This window comes from Actinoplanes cyaneus, from assembly GCF_016862095.1.
Taxonomy (GTDB): Bacteria; Actinomycetota; Actinomycetes; order Mycobacteriales; family Micromonosporaceae; genus Actinoplanes; species Actinoplanes cyaneus.
Map to the genome: position 1 here is coordinate 16359 of NZ_BOMH01000049.1, position 16810 is coordinate 33168.

18 protein-coding genes are annotated in these 16810 nt (G+C 68.7%); 1 reads left to right on the forward strand and 17 read right to left on the reverse strand.

Annotated elements, in window-relative coordinates; translation table 11 throughout:
- Position 1: 1 nt before the first annotated feature.
- From nuoK to Acy02nite_RS31925, 17 genes are all read right to left on the reverse strand, one after another.
- Entirely contained in the window at positions 2–301 is a 300-nt protein-coding gene (gene nuoK / locus Acy02nite_RS31845) for an NADH-quinone oxidoreductase subunit NuoK (RefSeq protein ID WP_203748602.1), read from the reverse strand.
- Complete coding sequence (locus Acy02nite_RS31850) at positions 298–1041, reverse strand: NADH-quinone oxidoreductase subunit J (RefSeq protein ID WP_203748605.1); 744 nt, start codon at positions 1039–1041, stop codon at positions 298–300. Before Acy02nite_RS31850 ends, nuoK begins: the two co-directional genes overlap by 4 nt.
- A gap of 2 nt (positions 1042–1043) precedes the next feature.
- Positions 1044–1670 (reverse strand): NADH-quinone oxidoreductase subunit NuoI, encoded by a 627-nt coding sequence (gene nuoI, locus Acy02nite_RS31855; RefSeq protein ID WP_203748608.1) that lies wholly within the window; start codon positions 1668–1670, stop codon positions 1044–1046.
- 1 nt (position 1671) lies between these two features.
- Positions 1672–3039, reverse strand: coding sequence for an NADH-quinone oxidoreductase subunit NuoH (nuoH, locus tag Acy02nite_RS31860; protein ID WP_203748611.1), 1368 nt, complete (start codon positions 3037–3039; stop codon positions 1672–1674).
- Positions 3036–5534 (reverse strand): NADH-quinone oxidoreductase subunit G, encoded by a 2499-nt coding sequence (locus tag Acy02nite_RS31865; RefSeq protein ID WP_203748614.1) that lies wholly within the window; start codon positions 5532–5534, stop codon positions 3036–3038. Before Acy02nite_RS31865 ends, nuoH begins: the two co-directional genes overlap by 4 nt.
- Positions 5534–6850: an NADH-quinone oxidoreductase subunit NuoF gene (gene nuoF, locus Acy02nite_RS31870; RefSeq protein WP_203748617.1), complete on the reverse strand. Its 1317-nt coding sequence runs from the start codon at positions 6848–6850 to the stop codon at positions 5534–5536. The genes Acy02nite_RS31865 and nuoF overlap by 1 nt, the downstream gene beginning before the upstream one ends.
- Positions 6847–7914 carry an NADH-quinone oxidoreductase subunit NuoE gene (gene nuoE, locus Acy02nite_RS31875; RefSeq protein ID WP_203748620.1) on the reverse strand — a complete coding sequence of 356 codons (1068 nt, stop codon included), beginning with the start codon at positions 7912–7914 and terminating at the stop codon, positions 6847–6849. Before nuoE ends, nuoF begins: the two co-directional genes overlap by 4 nt.
- Complete coding sequence (locus Acy02nite_RS31880; protein ID WP_203748623.1) at positions 7914–9239, reverse strand: NADH-quinone oxidoreductase subunit D; 1326 nt, start codon at positions 9237–9239, stop codon at positions 7914–7916. The genes nuoE and Acy02nite_RS31880 overlap by 1 nt, the downstream gene beginning before the upstream one ends.
- On the reverse strand, positions 9236–9955 hold the full coding sequence (locus Acy02nite_RS31885; protein ID WP_203748626.1) for an NADH-quinone oxidoreductase subunit C: 720 nt from the start codon (positions 9953–9955) through the stop codon (positions 9236–9238). Before Acy02nite_RS31885 ends, Acy02nite_RS31880 begins: the two co-directional genes overlap by 4 nt.
- Positions 9952–10620, reverse strand: a complete 669-nt coding sequence (locus Acy02nite_RS31890) for a NuoB/complex I 20 kDa subunit family protein (RefSeq protein WP_203748629.1) — start codon at positions 10618–10620, stop codon at positions 9952–9954. Before Acy02nite_RS31890 ends, Acy02nite_RS31885 begins: the two co-directional genes overlap by 4 nt.
- A 5-nt stretch (positions 10621–10625) precedes the next feature.
- Positions 10626–10991: an NADH-quinone oxidoreductase subunit A gene (locus Acy02nite_RS31895; RefSeq protein ID WP_203748632.1), complete on the reverse strand. Its 366-nt coding sequence runs from the start codon at positions 10989–10991 to the stop codon at positions 10626–10628.
- A gap of 82 nt (positions 10992–11073) precedes the next feature.
- Positions 11074–12366 (reverse strand): geranylgeranyl reductase family protein, encoded by a 1293-nt coding sequence (locus Acy02nite_RS31900; protein WP_203748634.1) that lies wholly within the window; start codon positions 12364–12366, stop codon positions 11074–11076.
- A 116-nt stretch (positions 12367–12482) separates the two neighbouring features.
- Positions 12483–12743: a hypothetical protein gene (locus Acy02nite_RS31905; protein ID WP_203748636.1), complete on the reverse strand. Its 261-nt coding sequence runs from the start codon at positions 12741–12743 to the stop codon at positions 12483–12485.
- 235 nt (positions 12744–12978) lie between these two features.
- Entirely contained in the window at positions 12979–13683 is a 705-nt protein-coding gene (locus Acy02nite_RS31910; protein WP_203748638.1) for a demethylmenaquinone methyltransferase, read from the reverse strand.
- Positions 13684–13945: 262 nt separating this feature from the next.
- Complete coding sequence (locus Acy02nite_RS31915; RefSeq protein ID WP_203748640.1) at positions 13946–14233, reverse strand: hypothetical protein; 288 nt, start codon at positions 14231–14233, stop codon at positions 13946–13948.
- 51 nt (positions 14234–14284) lie between these two features.
- A complete protein-coding gene (gene mqnC / locus Acy02nite_RS31920; RefSeq protein ID WP_203748652.1) occupies positions 14285–15526 on the reverse strand; it encodes a cyclic dehypoxanthinyl futalosine synthase in 1242 nt (413 codons plus the stop codon).
- A gap of 33 nt (positions 15527–15559) precedes the next feature.
- Positions 15560–16321, reverse strand: a complete 762-nt coding sequence (locus tag Acy02nite_RS31925) for a TetR/AcrR family transcriptional regulator (RefSeq protein ID WP_203748655.1) — start codon at positions 16319–16321, stop codon at positions 15560–15562.
- Between the two features lie 83 nt (positions 16322–16404).
- On the opposite strand from Acy02nite_RS31925, the gene Acy02nite_RS31930 reads away from it, so the two are divergent.
- A complete protein-coding gene (locus tag Acy02nite_RS31930) occupies positions 16405–16797 on the forward strand; it encodes a VOC family protein (RefSeq protein ID WP_203748672.1) in 393 nt (130 codons plus the stop codon).
- The last annotated feature ends 13 nt before the right edge of the window (positions 16798–16810 follow it).

Genomic DNA, 16810 nt, shown 5'->3' on the forward strand with positions numbered 1-16810 from the left:
TTCAGTACTTCAGGAGGTTCGCGTCGTCGACGCTCGCCGAGCGTCGAGTCCGGAAGATCGACATGATGATCGCGAGGCCGACCACGACCTCGGCGGCGGCGACGACCATCACGAAGAACGAGATGATCTGCCCGTCCAGGCCACCGTTGATCCGGCTGAAGGTGACCAGCGCGAGGTTCGCCGCGTTCAGCATCAGCTCGATGCACATGAACAGGACGATCGCGTTGCGCCGGACCAGCACACCGGAGGCCCCGATGGTGAACAGGACCGCGGCCAGAATGAGGTAGTAATCGGGGGTCACTTCTCGGTTCCCTTCGGTGCGACCTCGGAAGCCGTCAGCTCCCGGACCGGCAGGATCGGCGAGATGCTGTTCTCGGTGCCGTTGCCGTCGGGCAGTCGCGCCGGCGCGGCCACCGACATGGTGTTCGCGTAGACGCCGGGGCCCGGCTTGGGTCCGGGGTAGTTGCCCGGGCGGAACCGTTCCTTCATCCGGGTCACCTGATCGACCTTGTCAGCCTTGCCCCGCTCGACGTGGGCCAGGACCATCGCGCCGACCGCCGCCGTGATCAGCAGCGCCGACGTGACCTCGAAGGCGTACACGTACTTGGTGAAGAGCAGCGCCGCCAGGCCCTGGACGTTCCCGTTCTGGTTGGCCTCGGTCAGACCCACCGTCGGGGTGTCCTGCAGGCCGCGGGCGACGCCGGTGCCGACCAGGGCCGCGAAGCCGAGGCCGAGAAGGATGGCCGCGATCCGCTGCCCGCGCAACGTCTCGATCAGCGAATCAGACGCGTCCCTGCCGACCAGCATCAGCACGAACAGGAACAGCATCATGATCGCGCCGGTGTAGACGATGATCTGCACGAAGCCGAGGAACGGCGCCTGGTTGACCACGTACAGGATGCCGAGGTTCAGCATCGTGACGACCAGGCACAGCGCGGAGTGCACCGCGTTGCGGGCCAGCACCATGCCGAGCGCCCCGAGCACCGCGAGCGAGCCGAGGATCCAGAAGGCGACCTGCTCACCGGTCGAAACCTGGGTCATGGTCAGCCCTCCTTCCGGACGGTGCCCGCGGTCTCCGGCCGCGACGCGTGGTCGGCCGGGTCCGAGGCGTCGTGCGTGTCCGAATCCGACCACGGTGCCCGCTCGGCGCCGGCCGAGGTGCCCGGGTTGGTGAGCGCCCCGACGTAGTAGTCCTTGTCGGTCTCGCCGAGGCGCATCGGGTGGGGCGGCTGCTCCATCCCGGGCAGCAGCGGCGCCAGGAGCTGCTCCTTGGTGAAGATCAGGTCCTGGCGGCTGTCCCGGGCCAGCTCGTACTCGTTGCTCATGGTCAGCGAGCGGGTCGGGCAGGCCTCGATGCAGAGCCCGCAGAAGATGCACCGGGTGTAGTTGATCTGGTAGATCTTCGCGAACCGCTCGCCCGGCGAGAACCGCTGATCGTCGGTGTTGTCGCCGCCCTCGACGTAGATCGCGTCGGCCGGGCAGGCCCAGGCGCACAGCTCGCAGCCGATGCACTTCTCCAGGCCGTCCGGGTGCCGGTTGAGGATGTGCCGCCCGTGATAGCGCGGCGCCGGCTTGGGCGGCGAGAACGGGTAGTCGGTGGTGATCACCTTGCGGAACATGTGCGCGAAGGTCACACCGAAGCCCTTGAAGGAGCCGGTCAACGTGTTCACGTCACACCTCCTTCGACTCGGAGTCGCCGCCCACGGCGGCCGGGGCGCGCTCGGCGACCGCACGACGGGCACGGGGGCTCGGGGGGACCTGCAGATCCATCGGGGGGACCGGGAAGCTGCCGGGTGGGCGGCGGGCCAGTTCCTCCTCGATGGAGCGTTGCTTGGGCTTCTCCTTCGACGGCCAGGCCCAGGCGATGACCAGCACGACCAGCGCGATCGCTCCGGTGGAGATCCACCGGGCCTCGTCCGAGAGCGCGCCGCTGCGGGCGATCTTGAAGTAGGCCAGGAAGAGGATCCAGACCAGGTTGATCGGGATCAGGATCTTCCAGCCGAACCGCATGAACTGGTCGTAGCGCAGCCGGGGCAGCGTGGCCCGCAGCCAGATGAAGCCGAACAGCAGCAGGAACACCTTGGCGAAGAACCAGATCAGCGGGAAGTAGCCGGAGTTGGCGCCCTCCCAGAACGTGGTGATCGGCGCCGGGGCCCGCCAGCCGCCCAGGAACAGCGTCGTGCAGAACGCCGAGACAGTGATCATGTTGATGTACTCGGCGAGGAAGAACAGGGCGAACTTGAACGACGAGTACTCCGTGTGGAAGCCGCCGACCAGCTCGGACTCCGCCTCGGGCAGGTCGAATGGCGCCCGGTTGGTTTCACCGACCGCCGCGATCATGTAGATCAGGAAGCTCGGCAGCAGCTGCAGGCAGTACCAGCCGGGCATGGTGATCTCGGCGCCGAAGATCTTCGTGGGATCTCCGGCCGCCTGCGCGGCGACGATCTGCGAGGTGCTCATCGACCCGGCCTGCATGAAGACCGCGACGATCGAGAGACCCATGGCGACCTCGTACGAGATCATCTGTGCACTCGACCGCAAGCCGCCCAGCAGCGGGTACGTCGACCCGGACGCCCAGCCCGCGAGCACCACGCCGTAGACGCTCATCGACGAACAGGCCAGCAGCACCAGCACCGAGACCGGCACATCGGTGAGCTGCAGAGCGGTGCGGTGACCGAACATGTTCACCACGCCGCCGAACGGGATCACCGCGAACGCCGTGAACGCCGTCGTCGCCGAGATCACCGGGGCGATGAAGTAGACCACCTTGTCGGCGGTCCTCGGGATGATCTCCTCCTTGAACGGCAGCTTCAGGCCGTCACTGAGCGAGGTCAGCCAGCCCTTCGGCCCGACCTGGTTGGGGCCGGGCCGGACAGCCATCCGGGCCACGACCTTGCGCTCATAGTTGATCGTGAACAGCGTCAGCAGGAGGAGCAGGACGAACAGGCCGACCAGCTTGATCAGCACGATCCACCAGACGTCCTGCTCGAACGACTGCAGGGTCGGGTCCTCCGCGTGCGCCGCGAGCACGTGGATCATTGGTCAACTCCCTCGGCGAGGATCGGGCCCGGCAGACCGGCCGACAACCGGACCACCGCACCGGCGGTGACGCCGAGGCTGCGGCGCACCGTCGAGCCCGGCGAGTTGGTCGGCAGCCACACCACCTGCCGGGGCAGGTCGGCGATCTCGGCGGGCAGCGTCACCGAGCCGCGGTCGGTGCGCACGGTCAGCAGATCGCCGTCGGCGACCCGCAACTGCTCGGCCAGCTCCTTGCCGAGCCGGACGACCGGCGGCCGGGCGGTGCCGGCCAGCACCTCGTCGCCGTCGAGCAGTGAGCCCAGGTCGATCAGCTGATGCCAGGTGGCCAGCACCGCGGCACGCTCGCCGGGCTCGGCCAGCGCCTGCGGGGCGACCGCCGGCAGCTCGACCCGCGTCGTGATCGCCGGCATGGCGCCCAGCTCACGGCGGACCGCCTGCACGTCCCCGGTGTTCAGGGTGACGTCCAGCTGCGCCGCGATCGCCTCCAGCACCCGGCCGTCGGTCATCGCCGTGCTGCCCCGCAGGACCGTCTCGAAGGACCGCAGCCGGCCCTCCCAGTCCAGATAGGTGCCGGACTTCTCCACAGCGGGCGCGACCGGCAGCACCACGTCGGCCCGCTCGGTCACCGCACTCCTGCGCAGCTCCAGGCTGACCAGGAAGGGAACCGCGTCGAGCGCCTGCTCGGCGAGGACCGGGTCGGCCAGGTCGCCCGGGTCGACCGCGCCGACCAGCAGACCGCCCAGCTTCCCGCCGGCCGCCGCCGCGATGATCGCGTCGATGTCCCGGCCCGGCCGGTTCGGCAGCGTGCCGCCGTCGACGGACCAGGAGATGGAGAGCTCGGCCCGGGCCGACGGGTCGCTGACCGGACGGCCGCCCGGCAGCAGGTTCGGCAGGCAGCCGGCCTCCAGGGCACCCCGGTCACCGGCCCGGCGCGGCACCCAGGCCAGGCGCGCTCCGGTCCGGGCGGCCAGCGCCGCGGCCGCGGAGAGCCCGCCCGGCACGGTGGCCAGCCGCTCGCCGACCAGCAGGAGGCTGCCCGGCGCGCTGAGCGCCCCGGCGACCGCCGGGTCGGTGTTCAGCAGCCGGGCCTCGTCGCCCGGAACCGCCGCGACGAGCGCGGCGCCGAGCTTCTCGAAGCCCCGGGACAGGAACGGCGCCACGGCCGTGACCTGCAGCTTCTTCTTGGTGTGTGCCTTGCGCAGGCGCAGGAAGAGGATCGGGCACTCCTCCTCCGGCTCCAGCCCGACGATCACGGCGGACGGGGCGTTCTCCACCTCGGCGTACGTGACGTCGGAGACACCGGCGACCGCGGCGGCCAGGAAGTCCGCTTCTTCGGCGACGTCAGCCGGGGAGCCGGTGGCCCGCACCGGCCGCGCCCGGAAGTCCACGTCGTTCGTGTTCAGGACCAGACGGGCGAACTTGGCGTACGCGTACGCGTCCTCCACCGTCAGCCTGCCGCCCGGGAGCACCCCGACGCCGCGGTCCCGCGCCGTGCGAAGTCCCTCCGCGGCGGCGACCAGCGCCTCGCTCCACGACGCCTCGCGCAGCTGCCCGGTGCTCGAGTCGCGGATCAGCGGCGTGGTGATCCGGTCGTTGGCGCTGGCGTAGCGGAAGCCCCACCGGCCCTTGTCACAGTTCCACTCCTCGTTGACCGCCGGGTCGTCACCGGCGAGCCGGCGAAGCACCTTCCCGCGGCGATGGTCGGCTCGCATCGAGCAGCCGGCCGCGCAGTGCTCGCAGGCGGTCGGGGAGGAGACCAGGTCGAACGGGCGGGCGCGGAACCGGTACTGCTCACCGGTGAGCGCGCCGACCGGGCAGATCTGGATCGTGTTGCCGGAGAAGTACGAGTTGAACGGGACGTCCCCCTCGCCCTCGCCGGCCTGCCCGTCGCCGGTGCCCTCGCCGCCGAAGAAGTCGTCGCGGTAGACGTTGATCTGCTCGCCGGAGGAACGGTCCATCAGGTCGATGAACTTGTCCCCGGCGATCTCCTCGGAGAACCGGGTGCAGCGCTGGCAGAGCACGCAGCGCTCGCGGTCCAGCAGCACCTGGCTGGAGATGTGGATCGGCTTCTCGTACTCCCGCTTGTGCTCGTGGAAGCGGGAGTCGGCACGGCCGGTGCTCATCGCCTGGTTCTGCAACGGGCACTCGCCGCCCTTGTCGCAGGTCGGGCAGTCCAGCGGGTGGTTGATCAGCAGCAGCTCCATCACGCCGGCCTGGGCCTTGGCCGCGACCGGAGAGCTGAGCTGGGTCTTCACGATCATGCCCTCGGCCACCGTCTGGGTGCACGAGGCGACCGGCTTGCGCTGGCCCTCCACCTCGACCAGGCACTGGCGGCAGGCGCCGGCCGGGGCCAGCAGCGGGTGGTCGCAGAACCGCGGGATCGCGATCCCCATCCGCTCCGCGACCCGGATGACCAGCTCGCCCTTCTCGGCCTGCACTTCGACGCCGTCGATGGTGAGCGTGACGGTGTCGGCTCGTTTGGCTACGTCAGTCATCAGTGCGCTCCCACCAGGCTCTTCTCGGACAGGCGGGGAGCCGTGCGGCCCTCGATGTAGCCGAGGTAGTCGTCCCGGAACCACTTCAGCGTCGAGACGACCGGCGTCGCCGCGCCGTCACCGAGGCCGCAGAAGGACCGGCCGAAGATGTTGTCCGCGGTGTCCTGCAACGTGTCCAGGTCGGCGACGGTGCCGTGACCGGCCAGGATCCGCCGGTACGTGCGGACCATCCAGTAGTTGCCCTCCCGGCACGGGGTGCACTTGCCGCACGACTCGTGGTGGTAGAACTCCAGCCACCGCCACGTGTTGTAGACCGGGCAGTCCTGGTCCGAGAAGATCTGCATCGCCGTGGTGCCGAGGATCGAGCCGGCCGCCGCGACACCCTCGAAGTCCATCGCGGTGTCGATGTGCTCGGCGGTCAGCAGCGGGGTGGACGAGCCGCCCGGGGTCCAGAACTTGAGGTTGTGGCCCGGCTGCATCCCGCCCGCCAGCTCGATCAGCTCGCGCAGAGTGATGCCGAGGCCGCACTCGTACTGTCCGGGATTGACCACCCGTCCGGAGAGCGAGTAGATCATCGGGCCGGCCGACTTCTCCGTGCCCATGCTCTTCCACCAGTCGGCGCCGCCCAGCACGATGTACGGCACGCTGGCGATCGTCCCGACGTTGTTGACCACTGTCGGGCTGGCGTACAGGCCGGCGATGGCCGGGAAGGGCGGCCGCAGCCGGGGCTGGCCGCGGAACCCTTCGAGCGAGTCGAGCAGCGCGGTCTCCTCGCCGCAGATGTACGCGCCGGCGCCACTGTGCACCACCAGTTCCAGGTCGAACCCGGAGCCGAGGATGTTCTCCCCGAGGTAACCGGCGGCATACGCCTCCTTGACCGCGTTGCGCAGCCGCCGAGCGGCGTGGACCGCCTCACCGCGGATGTAGATGAACGCCCGGTTCGCCCGGATCGCGTACGACGCGATGATCGCGCCCTCCACGAGCGAGTGCGGGTCGTACGTCATCAGCGGAAGGTCCTTGCAGGTTCCCGGCTCACCCTCGTCCGCGTTGATCACGAGGTAGTGCGGCTTGCCGTCGCCCTGCGGGATGAACCCCCACTTGAGCCCGGTGGGGAAGCCGGCGCCGCCACGTCCGCGCAGCCCGGAGTCCTTGATCAGCTGGATCAGGTCGTCCGGGTGGACGTCGAGCGCCTTGCGGACCGCCTGGTAACCGTCGAGCCGCTCGTAGACGCCGATCTGCCACGCGTCCGGCGAGAGCCAGCGCTTGGTGAGCACCGGGGTGAGCTTCTGCAGCACCTCCGGCCGGGGTTGAGTCATTTCTGCTCCTCCGTGCCCTGGCTGACGATGCTTTCGCCGCGCGTGCTGTCCCCGGCCGGCTTGCCGTCGCCGGCCGGTGCGTTGGCTGCCACCCCGGCGCGCTCGGCGGGCGTTTCCGCGGGCGGCTGGGTGGCCTCGGTCGTACCGGTCCGGTCCGGCGTGGCCATCGTGGGGTTCCGCTGTTCGGCGGTCCGCACCTCCGGGTCCTTGACGTCCCCGGTGTCGGTGGTCCGGCCGGCGTGCCGGCGTTCCTCGACCTTTCCCGCGACCGCCTTGACGGCTGCCGTCGCGGCCTGCACCACGCCGGCGACCTTGCCCGGCTTCTCCGCGCTCTCCTCACGCGGGGAGGGCTTGGTCTTGGTGATCGGGGTGTCCGGGTCGAAGCCGGCGACCGCGATCCCGTGCTGCTCGGCGAGGCGCACCCCGCGCAGCGTCGGCGCGCCGGCCACCCCGTCACCGACCGCGCCCTCGCGCGGATCGGCGAAGCCGGCCAGCTGGTACTGCATCTCCTTGAGCGAACAGATCCGGGCGCCCCGGGCGGGGGTCGGCCGTTCGCCGGCGGTCAGGCTGTCGACCAGCGCGACCGCGGACTCCGGGGTGGCCTGGTCGACGGTGAAGTCGTAGTTGACCGTCACCACCGGCGCGTAGTCGCAGGCCGCGAGGCACTCGGCGTGCTCCAGCGTGATCCGCCCGTCGGGGGTGGTCTCGTCATGCCCGACACCGAGGTGCTCGGTGAGCGTGTCGTAGACCTCCTGCCCGCCCAGCACGTTGCAGAGGGTGTTGGTGCAGACGCTGACCAGGTACTCACCGGTCGGCCGGCGCTTGTACATGGTGTAGAAGGTGGCGACCGCACCGACCTGGGCCTTGTTAATGCCCAGCACCTCGGCGCAGAAGGCCACCCCGGCCGGGCTGACGTGCCCCTCCTCGGTCTGCACCAGGTGCAGCAGCGGGAGCAGCGCGGAGCGCTCCCGGCCGGCCGGGTAGCGCGCCAGGATCTCCCGCGCGGATCCCAGCAGCTTCTCCGCGAGCGGAGCGGCTGCCGGAGTGAACTCTGTCGTGGTCATCAGCGATCACACCCACCCATCACGGGGTCCAGCGACGCGCCGCCGGCGATGACGTCGGCGAGCAGCGCGCCCTCGGCCATCGCCGGGATGGCCTGGAGGTTGACGAAGCTCGGCTCGCGGTAATGCACCCGGTACGGGTGGGTGCCGCCGTCGGAAACCGCGTGAACGCCGAGTTCGCCCCGCGGATGCTCGACCGCGACGTAGACTTGACCAGGCGGAACCCGGAAGCCTTCGGTCACGAGCTTGAAGTGGTGGATCAGCGACTCCATCGACTGGCCCATGATCTTGGCGACGTGTTCCAGGGAGTTGCCGAGACCGTCGACGCCGAGCGCGAGCTGGGCCGGCCACGCGATCTTCTTGTCCTCGACCCAGATCGGGCCGGGCCGGAGCCGATCGAGCGCCTGCTCGACGATCTTGAGGGATTCCTTGATCTCGGCCAGCCGCACGAGGTAACGACCCCAGACATCCGCCGTGGTCGCGGTCGGGACGTCGAACTCGTAGTTCTCGTAACCGGCGTAGGGCATGGTCTTGCGCAGGTCCCAGGGCAGGCCCGCGGCCCGCAGCACCGGGCCGGTGATGCCCAGCGACAGGCAGCCAGTTACGTCCAGGACGGCGACCCCCTGCGTGCGCTTCTGCCAGATGACCTGGCCGGAGAGCATCGCCTCGTATTCCTTGAGCTTCTTCGGCAGGTAGGCGAGGAAGTCCCGGATCTTCTTGACCGCCGAGTCCGGCAGGTCCTGAGCGAGGCCGCCCGGCCGGATGTACCCGTTGTTCATCCGCAAGCCGGAGGTCTCCTCGAAGATATCGAGGATGTACTCACGCTCGCGGAAGCCGTACAGCATCATCGAGATCGCGCCGAGCTCCATGCCGGTGGTGGCCAGCCAGACCAGGTGCGAGGCGATCCGCTGCAGCTCCATGAACATGACCCGGATCGTGCTGGTCCGCTCGGTGATCTGATCGGTGATGCCGAGCAGCTTCTCCACCGCGAGGCAGTACGCCGTCTCGTTCGACATGTTGGACAGGTAGTCCATCCGCGTGACGAACGTGACGCCCTGGGTCCAGGTCCGGTACTCCAGGTTCTTCTCGATCCCGGTGTGCAGGTAACCGACCACCGGGCGGGCCGCGGTCACCGTCTCGCCCTCGAGCTCCAGCACCAGCCGGAGCACGCCGTGCGTGGACGGGTGCTGGGGACCCATGTTGACGACGATCTTCTCGTTGCTGAGCGGGTCGATGCCGGACGTGACGCTGTCCCAGTCGCCGCCGGTGACCGTGAAGACCCGGCCCTCGGTGGTCTCTCGCGCGCTCGCGTACTCAGATGTGGTCACTGGTAGACCCTCCGCTGGTCGGGCGGCGGGATCTCGGCGCCCTTGTATTCCACGGGCACCCCGCCGAGCGGGTAGTCCTTGCGCTGGGGATGGCCCTCCCAGTCGTCCGGCATCAGGATCCGGGTGAGGTTGGGGTGGCCGGGGAAGACGACGCCGAACATGTCGTAGATCTCCCGCTCCTGCCAGTCGGCGGTCGGGTAGACCCCGGTGACGGACGGGACGGGCACGCCGTCGGCGACGCTCACCTCGAGACGGACCCTCCGGCGGTACGTCATCGAAGTCAATTGATAAGCGATGTGGAATCGCCGCTCGTCGCTGCCCAGGTAGTCCACGGCATCGACGGAAGAACACAGCTCGAACCGCAGGGACTCGTCGTCCCGCATTACCTGACAGACATCCGTGATTCTCTCGGGCCTGATGTGAAGTGTGAGTTCCGCCCTATCCACCACCACTTTCTCGATGGCTTCGGAGAAGGCCGGATAAGCTTCCTCCAACGCGTCATAGACGTCGTCGAAGTACCCGCCATAAGGCCGTGGGCTGTCAAAAACAGCAGGCCGCGGGCGGACCAGACGACCGAAGCCGGAGACGTCGCCGGTGCCTGTGACGCCGAACATCCCTTTATCGGGGCTGGGTGGGGTCTGCGCGGGTGCATCGATATTCGCGCCGGTCGTTGCGGTAGCGGGAACGTTACCGTCAGTTCCTGGTTGAATACTCATTTGCCCTCCCGCAAATGCGGCTGGAGTTTCATCCAGTTCTCGATCCGCAATTGCTCCTCGCGGCCTTCCTTGACGGCCTGCGTCCATTCCGCGCGGCGAACCTTGTCCGCCCGGTAGGACGACGGCATGGCGCCCGGCGCGACGATCGGCAGCTTGCCCTCGGCGCGGCGTTGTTCCAGCATCTTGCGCCCGTTCGGGCCGAGCGGCTGGGCCATCACCTTCTCGCGCATCTTGAGGATCGCGTCGATCAGCATCTCCGGCCTGGGCGGGCACCCGGGGAGGTAGATGTCGACCGGCACGATGTGATCGACACCCTGCACGATGGCGTAGTTGTTGAACATGCCACCGGACGAGGCGCAGACGCCCATCGAGATCACCGAGCGCGGCTCGGGCATCTGGTCGTAGATCTGCCGGACGACCGGGGCCATCTTCTGGCTGACCCGGCCCGCGACGATCATCAGGTCCGCCTGACGGGGCGAGGCGCGGAACACCTCCATGCCCCAGCGACCGAGGTCGTAGTGCGGGCCGCCGGCCGCCATCATCTCGATGGCACAGCAGGCGAGGCCGAAGGTCGCACCCCAGAACGACGACTTGCGCGCCCAGTTCGACAGCTTCTCGACCGAGGTCAGAAGGATGCCGCTGGGCAGCTTCTCTTCGATTCCCATGGTTATCAGTCCCAGTTGAGGCCGCCGCGCCGCCACACGTACGTGTAGGCGATGAAGACGGTGACGATGAACAGGACCATTTCCACGAAACCGAACAGGCCGAGCGCCTGGAACGAGACGGCCCACGGGTAGAGGAAGATGGTCTCGATGTCGAAGACGATGAAGAGCATCGCGGTCAGATAGAACTTCACCGGGAATCGGCCGCCGCCGACCGGTTGGGGGGCGGGCTCGATGCCGCATTCGTAGGCGTCCATCTTTGCCCGGTTGTAACGCTTCGGCCCGACGATCGGTGCAACGGACACCGAGAACAACGCGAAGAGCGCGCCGAGGATCAGCAACCCGACGATCGGGACGTATGGGTTGATCGTCATCTTCACTCCCGTACGACTGTTAGCCGCTTAACACTAGTTTTTCGCTTTTGTATCCCTTTGGTCGGGGTGCCCGATTCTGCCGTCAGACGGCGGGCGCCACCTTGGTCAAGCCGTTGATGATGCGGTCCATGGCGTCGCCACCGCGCGGGTCGGTGAGGTTTGCCAGGAGCTTCAGGACGAACTTCATCAACGTCGGGTGCGGCATGCCGTGCTTGGTGGCCAGCCGCATGATCTGCGGGTTGCCGATCAGCTTCACGAACACCCCGCCGAGGCGGTAGTAACCGCCGAACCGCAGGCTCAACTCGGCCGGGTACGCCCGCAGGGCGCGCTCGCGCTCCGGACCCGCCGGACGGGCCAGCGCCTGGACCGCGACCTCGGCGGCCAGCTCGCCGGACTCCATCGCATACGCGATGCCCTCACCGTTCATCGGGTTGACCATGCCACCCGAATCGCCGACCAGCATTACCCCGCGGGTGTAATGCGGCACCCGGTTGAAGCCCATCGGGAGCGCCGCGCCGAGCGTCGGACCCTCCGCGTTCGCCTCGTCCCGCATCCCCCAGTCCTCCGGGGTGGAGCCGAGCCAGTCGGTCAACAGGTGCCGATAGTTGGTCTTGCCGAAGGCGTCCGACGAGTTCAGGATGCCGAGGCCGACGTTCACCCGGCCGTCGCCGAGACCGAAGATCCAGCCGTAACCGGGGAGGAGCCGGCTCGGGTCCTGCGCGCTGCGCAGCTCGAGCCACGACTCCAGGTAGTTGTCGTCCGCCTTGACCGCGGACCGGTAGTAGCGCCGGACGGCCACGCCGAGCGGGCGGTCGTCGCGCTTGGCCAGCCCGAGGGCCAGCGGGAACTTGCCGGAGACACCGTCCGCGGCGATCACCAGCGGCGCACGGTACTCGACGGGCTCCTTGCCCTCACCGACTCTGGCCTGGACGCCGATCACCTGACCGTCCTCGTCGAGGACCGGGCCGGTGACGTTCACGTTCGTCCGCAGCAGGGCGCCGGCCTCGACCGCGCGCTCGGCGAGCATGTCGTCGAAGTCCATCCGGGTGCGGACCAGGCCGTAGTTGGGGAAACTCGCCAGCTCCGGCCAGTCCAGCTCGAGGCGGACACCGCCGCCGATCACCCGCAGGCCACGATTGTGCAGCCAGCCGGCCTTCTCCGAGGTGTCGATGCCCATCCGCACCAGCTGGCGGACGGCACGCGGGGTGAGACCGTCACCGCACACCTTCTCGCGCGGGAACTCGGTCTTCTCCAGCAGCAGGACACGAATGCCGTGCCGAGCAAGGTGGTAGGCGGCCGCGCTGCCACCGGGACCAGCCCCGACCACGATCACGTCCGCTTCGTCAGCGACAGTGGATGGCGAGTGGTCGTTCACGGTGCAGCCTCCGATCTGCAGTGCTCGTGAATTAGTTCACAAGCATGCCTCGTTCGGAGTCTAGGCCGACTATCGACGATCTTTGCACCCAGGGCGACCGGATTGTTTCAGCGCGCCTAACGAATCGGGTCAGATTCTCCCAAAACCCGCTCAGCCATCCCACGTGCCGGACCGTCGAGATGATCTCGGATGGTGCCGTCCATCGCGCGGTCCAAAGCGACGATCAGTTCCTCTACCAGGTCCTGCGCCAACAGGGGATCTTGAGCGGCGACCATCCGGATACGCGTGGCCAGCTCGGTCGCGCGACGCTCGCCGGCTTCGCCCTCGTCGATCGCGATGTCGATGTCGGTGTCCTCTAGCTGCCCGATTTTCGTCATGACTTCGAGCTAAACAGCCGTTTCGCTCCGCGTACGCGAAACGCCCGATTTGTCACCGACACGCGGGAGTTGATCTAGACACGCCGGTCTCGGCCCGCCTCTGACTCCGATCGCGGCGCGCCTTCCGGCGACGGCTTCCCCCGCCGGCCCCCGTCCGCTTTCCGGTGACGGCTTGCCTTCGCTTGCGGCCGCCGCTTTTCCCGTACGGCGATGAGTGCTCTTCCCGGCTGCGACGTCAGCGGCGCGTCGCGCGATGCAGCGCCACCACGCCACCGGTGAGGTTGCGCCAGCCCACCCGGTCCCACGGCCCCGACTCCGCGATCCGCCCCGCCAAGCCGGCCTGGTCGGGCCAGGCGCGGATCGACTCGGCGAGATAGACATACGCGTCGGGGTTGCTCGACACGCCTCGCGCCACCACCGGCAGCGAACGCATCAGGTACTGCATGTACACCGTCCGGAACGCCGGATTGACCGGAGTGCTGAACTCGCACACCACGAGCCGCCCACCCGGCCGCGTGACCCGGCCGAACTCACGCAGCGCGGCGACGGTGTCCACCACGTTGCGTAACGCGAAGGAGATCGTCACCGCGTCGAACGTGGCGTCCGCGAACGGCAGCCGCAACGCGTCACCGGCCAGCAGCGGCACGTCCGGCCGGACCCGCCGGCCCGCCTGCAACATCCCGATCGAGAGGTCGGCGCCCACCGCGAACGTGCCGGAACGCCCCAACTCGTCGGTGGAGACCCCGGTGCCGGCGCCCACATCCAGCACCCGCTCCCCCGGCCGCAGGCCCAGCGCCGCCCGGGTGGCATGCCGCCAGCCCCGATCCTGGCCGAACGCGAGCACGGTGTTGGTGAGGTCATACCGCCTGGCCACGCCGTTGAACATCTCGGCGACCTCGTGCGGCTGCTTGTCCAGGTCTGCGCGTGTCACCCGGTCCATGCTGCCACCACCCCGGACAACAGAACGGGCGGGATGGTCACCCATCCCGCCCGCGCCTTGTGCGTTATATATACGACCGCCATCGGTCGGGTCCGAGTGCTCGTCACCGAATTCGACCGCCCGGCGACGCATGAGGTTTTGCCAATGCCTTACGCAGGCAACGTAACCAGCGGGAACGAGTCGGTACAGCCAACAGGCGGGCTCGTTACGAAGGAGCAATCAGGCCCTCACCGGTCCGACGACCCCCACCCTGGCCGAACGGTCAGGTCCGGCCCGCCGAAGGGCTCGGTACGGGCTTCTCGTCGGCGACATCCGCCAGATCGCTCGCCTGCCAGGCCACCAGGATCAGCGCGATGATCGCGACCAGGACGCCGACCTTGAACAACGATCCGATTGCGGACCACATCGACTTACGCGCCGAGGGCACCGCGGCCTTGGCCTTGCGGTAACCCTCTCGGGCACCCTTCATCGACACCCAGGCCGTGGCGAAGAAGAACACCACGATCGAGGTGACGATTGCGGTCAGCAGTGACACGCTGCTGGTTAGCATGCGTGACACTCTGCATCGGCAGACGCACCTACGTCTGTCGATCGTTCGGTCCTACTTGGCGTCCACCAGGGGGAGCTGGGCCCGGCCGGCGCCGCCGCCGGGCAGCGCGATCGACGAGAAGTGCGAGACCACCCGGTCATCGGTCGGGTCGTCGGCGGGCGTGTGGTGGACGGCAAGATGCCTGTACCACGTGTCTCGCCAGGCCGGGATCCGATCCGCCGTGCGGATCATGGAGATCAGCTCCTGCAGGTTGGAGCGGTGCCGGGCGCCGGCCGAGGAGATCACGTTCTCCTCCAGCATGATCGAGCCCAGGTCGTCGACGCCCATGTGGAGCGAGAGCTGGCCGATGTCCTTACCGGTGGTCAGCCAGGACGCCTGCAGGTGCGCGACGTTGTCGAAGAACAGGCGGGAGACCGCGATGAACCGCAGGTATTCCATCGTGGTGGCCTGGGTGCGGCCCTTCAGATGGTTGTTCTCCGGCTGGTAGGTCCACGGGATGAACGCGCGGAAGCCGCCGACCTCGTGCGACTCCTCGACGGCGACGTCACGGTAACCGTTGGCCACCGCCAGGTCCTGCACGTCGCGGATCATCCGGATGTGCTCGATGCGCTCGGCCGCGGTCTCGCCGGTGCCCATCATCATGGTCGCGGTCGAGGACAGGCCGTTACGGTGCGCGACCGCCATCACCTCGAGCCAGCGCTCGCCGCTCTCCTTCAGCGGGGCGATCGCCTTGCGCGGCCGCTCGGGCAGCATCTCCGCACCGGCGCCGGCGATCGAGTCCAGCCCGGCCGCCTTGATCCGGAGGACCGCCTCCTCGATCGAGACCCCGGAGACCTTGGCCATGTGCAGGATCTCGCTCGGGCCGATCGAGTGGATCGCGATCTGCGGGAACGCTCCCTTGACCGAGGAGAACAGCTCCTCGTAATACTCCACACCGAACTCCGGGTGGTGGCCGCCCTGCAGCATCACCTGGGTCGCGCCGAGCTCGACCGCCTCGCCGCAGCGGCGCAGGATCTCCTCGGTCGGGTGCACCCAGCCCTCGCCGTGCTTCGGCGCCCGGAAGAAGGCACAGAACTTGCAGGCCGTGACACACACGTTGGTGTAGTTGATGTTGCGGTCGATCAGATACGTGACGATGCCGTCCGGATAACGCCGGCGCCGGACCGCGTCGGCCGCCTCGCCCAGCGCATGGAACGGGGCCTCCGTGTAGAGCAACAGCGCCTCGTCGGGGGTGATCCGCCCGCCGTCGGCGCCACGCTGCAGGATTCTGTCGATCTCCGGGTTCGCCGTCACGTCTGGAAGCGTACGTCCACCACCCGGGGATCGTCAGCGGCCCGGGTCACGGCCAGCCCGTCCCTCGATCAGCACGCCCAGGCCGTCGAGGACACGTTCCAGGCCGAAGACGTACGCGTGATCAGGGTCGTACGCCGAGCCCAGCGCCTCCCCCGCGGCCGCGCCCACCCGCGTCGCCGTCGGATAGGTGTGCGGGTCGAAGACGACCTCGAAGATCGGGCCCCGCTCCTGCCACCACTCGACATCGGTCTCGGCGCTGCGGGCGGCCGCGGCGCGCACGTCGGCGGCGGTCCGCGCGGAGGACTGCACGAAGCCGATCAGAAAGGTCAGCGCCGAGTCGATCGTCACATCATCGAGGCCGCAGCCGTCGAAGGCGCGCAGCTCGTGCTCGTACTTCGCCATCAGCCCCGGCCCGAGCGGCGGCCGGCTGGCCGGCAGCCCGGCAACCCAGGGATGGTCCTCGACCAGCTTCCGGTTCTCGGCCGCGACCGCGGCCAGCCGCTCCCGCCAGGGCAGGTCCGGCAGATCCGCCCGGGGCATCGCCAGGTAGACCCGGTCCAGCATCAGCTCCAGCAGCGTCGCCTTGTCCGGCACGTAGGTGTAGAGCGTCATCGGCACCACGCCGAGCTCGGTCGCGACCCGGCGCATGGAGACCGCGTCCAGCCCCTCCTCGTCGGCCACCGCGATGCCGGTCTCGACGACGCGGGCAACGTTGAGGCCCGGTCGGCGGCCGCGCTTGCGCTCGGCCGACTCCGGAAACCAGAGCAGGTCGATGGTGCGGCGGGCTTCCGCCATGGCTGGCATTCCTTTCTTGTACGGCGTATTGTGTACGGCGTACAGCTAACGCTCTAGCTGTTCAATGCTCTCGAGGAGGCACCGTGCGAGTCCGGTCATCCGCCATCGCTCTCACCGTCGACGATGTTCCTGCCTCCAGCAAGTTTCTCGCGGATCACTTCGGCTACACCGAACGGATGGCCGCCCCGGGGTTCGCCTCCCTGGGGCGCGACGACGCCGGGGTCGACCTGATGTTCATGCGCCGCGGCCTGGAGGTGCTGCCACCGGCGTTGCGGGAGGTGCACACCGCGGGCACGATCATCGCGTTCGTGGTCGACGACCTCGAGGCCGAGCAGGCGAGGCTGCGCGGCGAGGGTGTCGAGCCGTCGCTGCCCATCCGGGAGGAGCCCTGGGGCGAGCGACTGCTCATGGTCACCGACCCCAATGGGGTCGTTTACGAGTTGGTGGAGTGGGCCGAGCCGTCCTCCGGCCGATAATCTCGACGGACTG

Coding starts and splice junctions, on each gene's coding strand:
- Acy02nite_RS31850 (WP_203748605.1), bottom strand. CDS start 1,041: ATGACCCAGGTTTCGACCGGTGAGCAGGTCGCCTTCTGGATCCTCGGC.
- nuoH (WP_203748611.1), bottom strand. CDS start 3,039: ATGATCCACGTGCTCGCGGCGCACGCGGAGGACCCGACCCTGCAGTCG.
- Acy02nite_RS31865 (WP_203748614.1), bottom strand. CDS start 5,534: ATGACTGACGTAGCCAAACGAGCCGACACCGTCACGCTCACCATCGAC.
- nuoF (WP_203748617.1), bottom strand. CDS start 6,850: ATGACTCAACCCCGGCCGGAGGTGCTGCAGAAGCTCACCCCGGTGCTC.
- nuoE (WP_203748620.1), bottom strand. CDS start 7,914: ATGACCACGACAGAGTTCACTCCGGCAGCCGCTCCGCTCGCGGAGAAG.
- Acy02nite_RS31885 (WP_203748626.1), bottom strand. CDS start 9,955: ATGAGTATTCAACCAGGAACTGACGGTAACGTTCCCGCTACCGCAACG.
- Acy02nite_RS31890 (WP_203748629.1), bottom strand. CDS start 10,620: ATGGGAATCGAAGAGAAGCTGCCCAGCGGCATCCTTCTGACCTCGGTC.
- Acy02nite_RS31895 (WP_203748632.1), bottom strand. CDS start 10,991: ATGACGATCAACCCATACGTCCCGATCGTCGGGTTGCTGATCCTCGGC.
- Acy02nite_RS31905 (WP_203748636.1), bottom strand. CDS start 12,743: ATGACGAAAATCGGGCAGCTAGAGGACACCGACATCGACATCGCGATC.
- Acy02nite_RS31910 (WP_203748638.1), bottom strand. CDS start 13,683: ATGGACCGGGTGACACGCGCAGACCTGGACAAGCAGCCGCACGAGGTC.
- Acy02nite_RS31915 (WP_203748640.1), bottom strand. CDS start 14,233: ATGCTAACCAGCAGCGTGTCACTGCTGACCGCAATCGTCACCTCGATC.
- Acy02nite_RS31925 (WP_203748655.1), bottom strand. CDS start 16,321: ATGGCGGAAGCCCGCCGCACCATCGACCTGCTCTGGTTTCCGGAGTCG.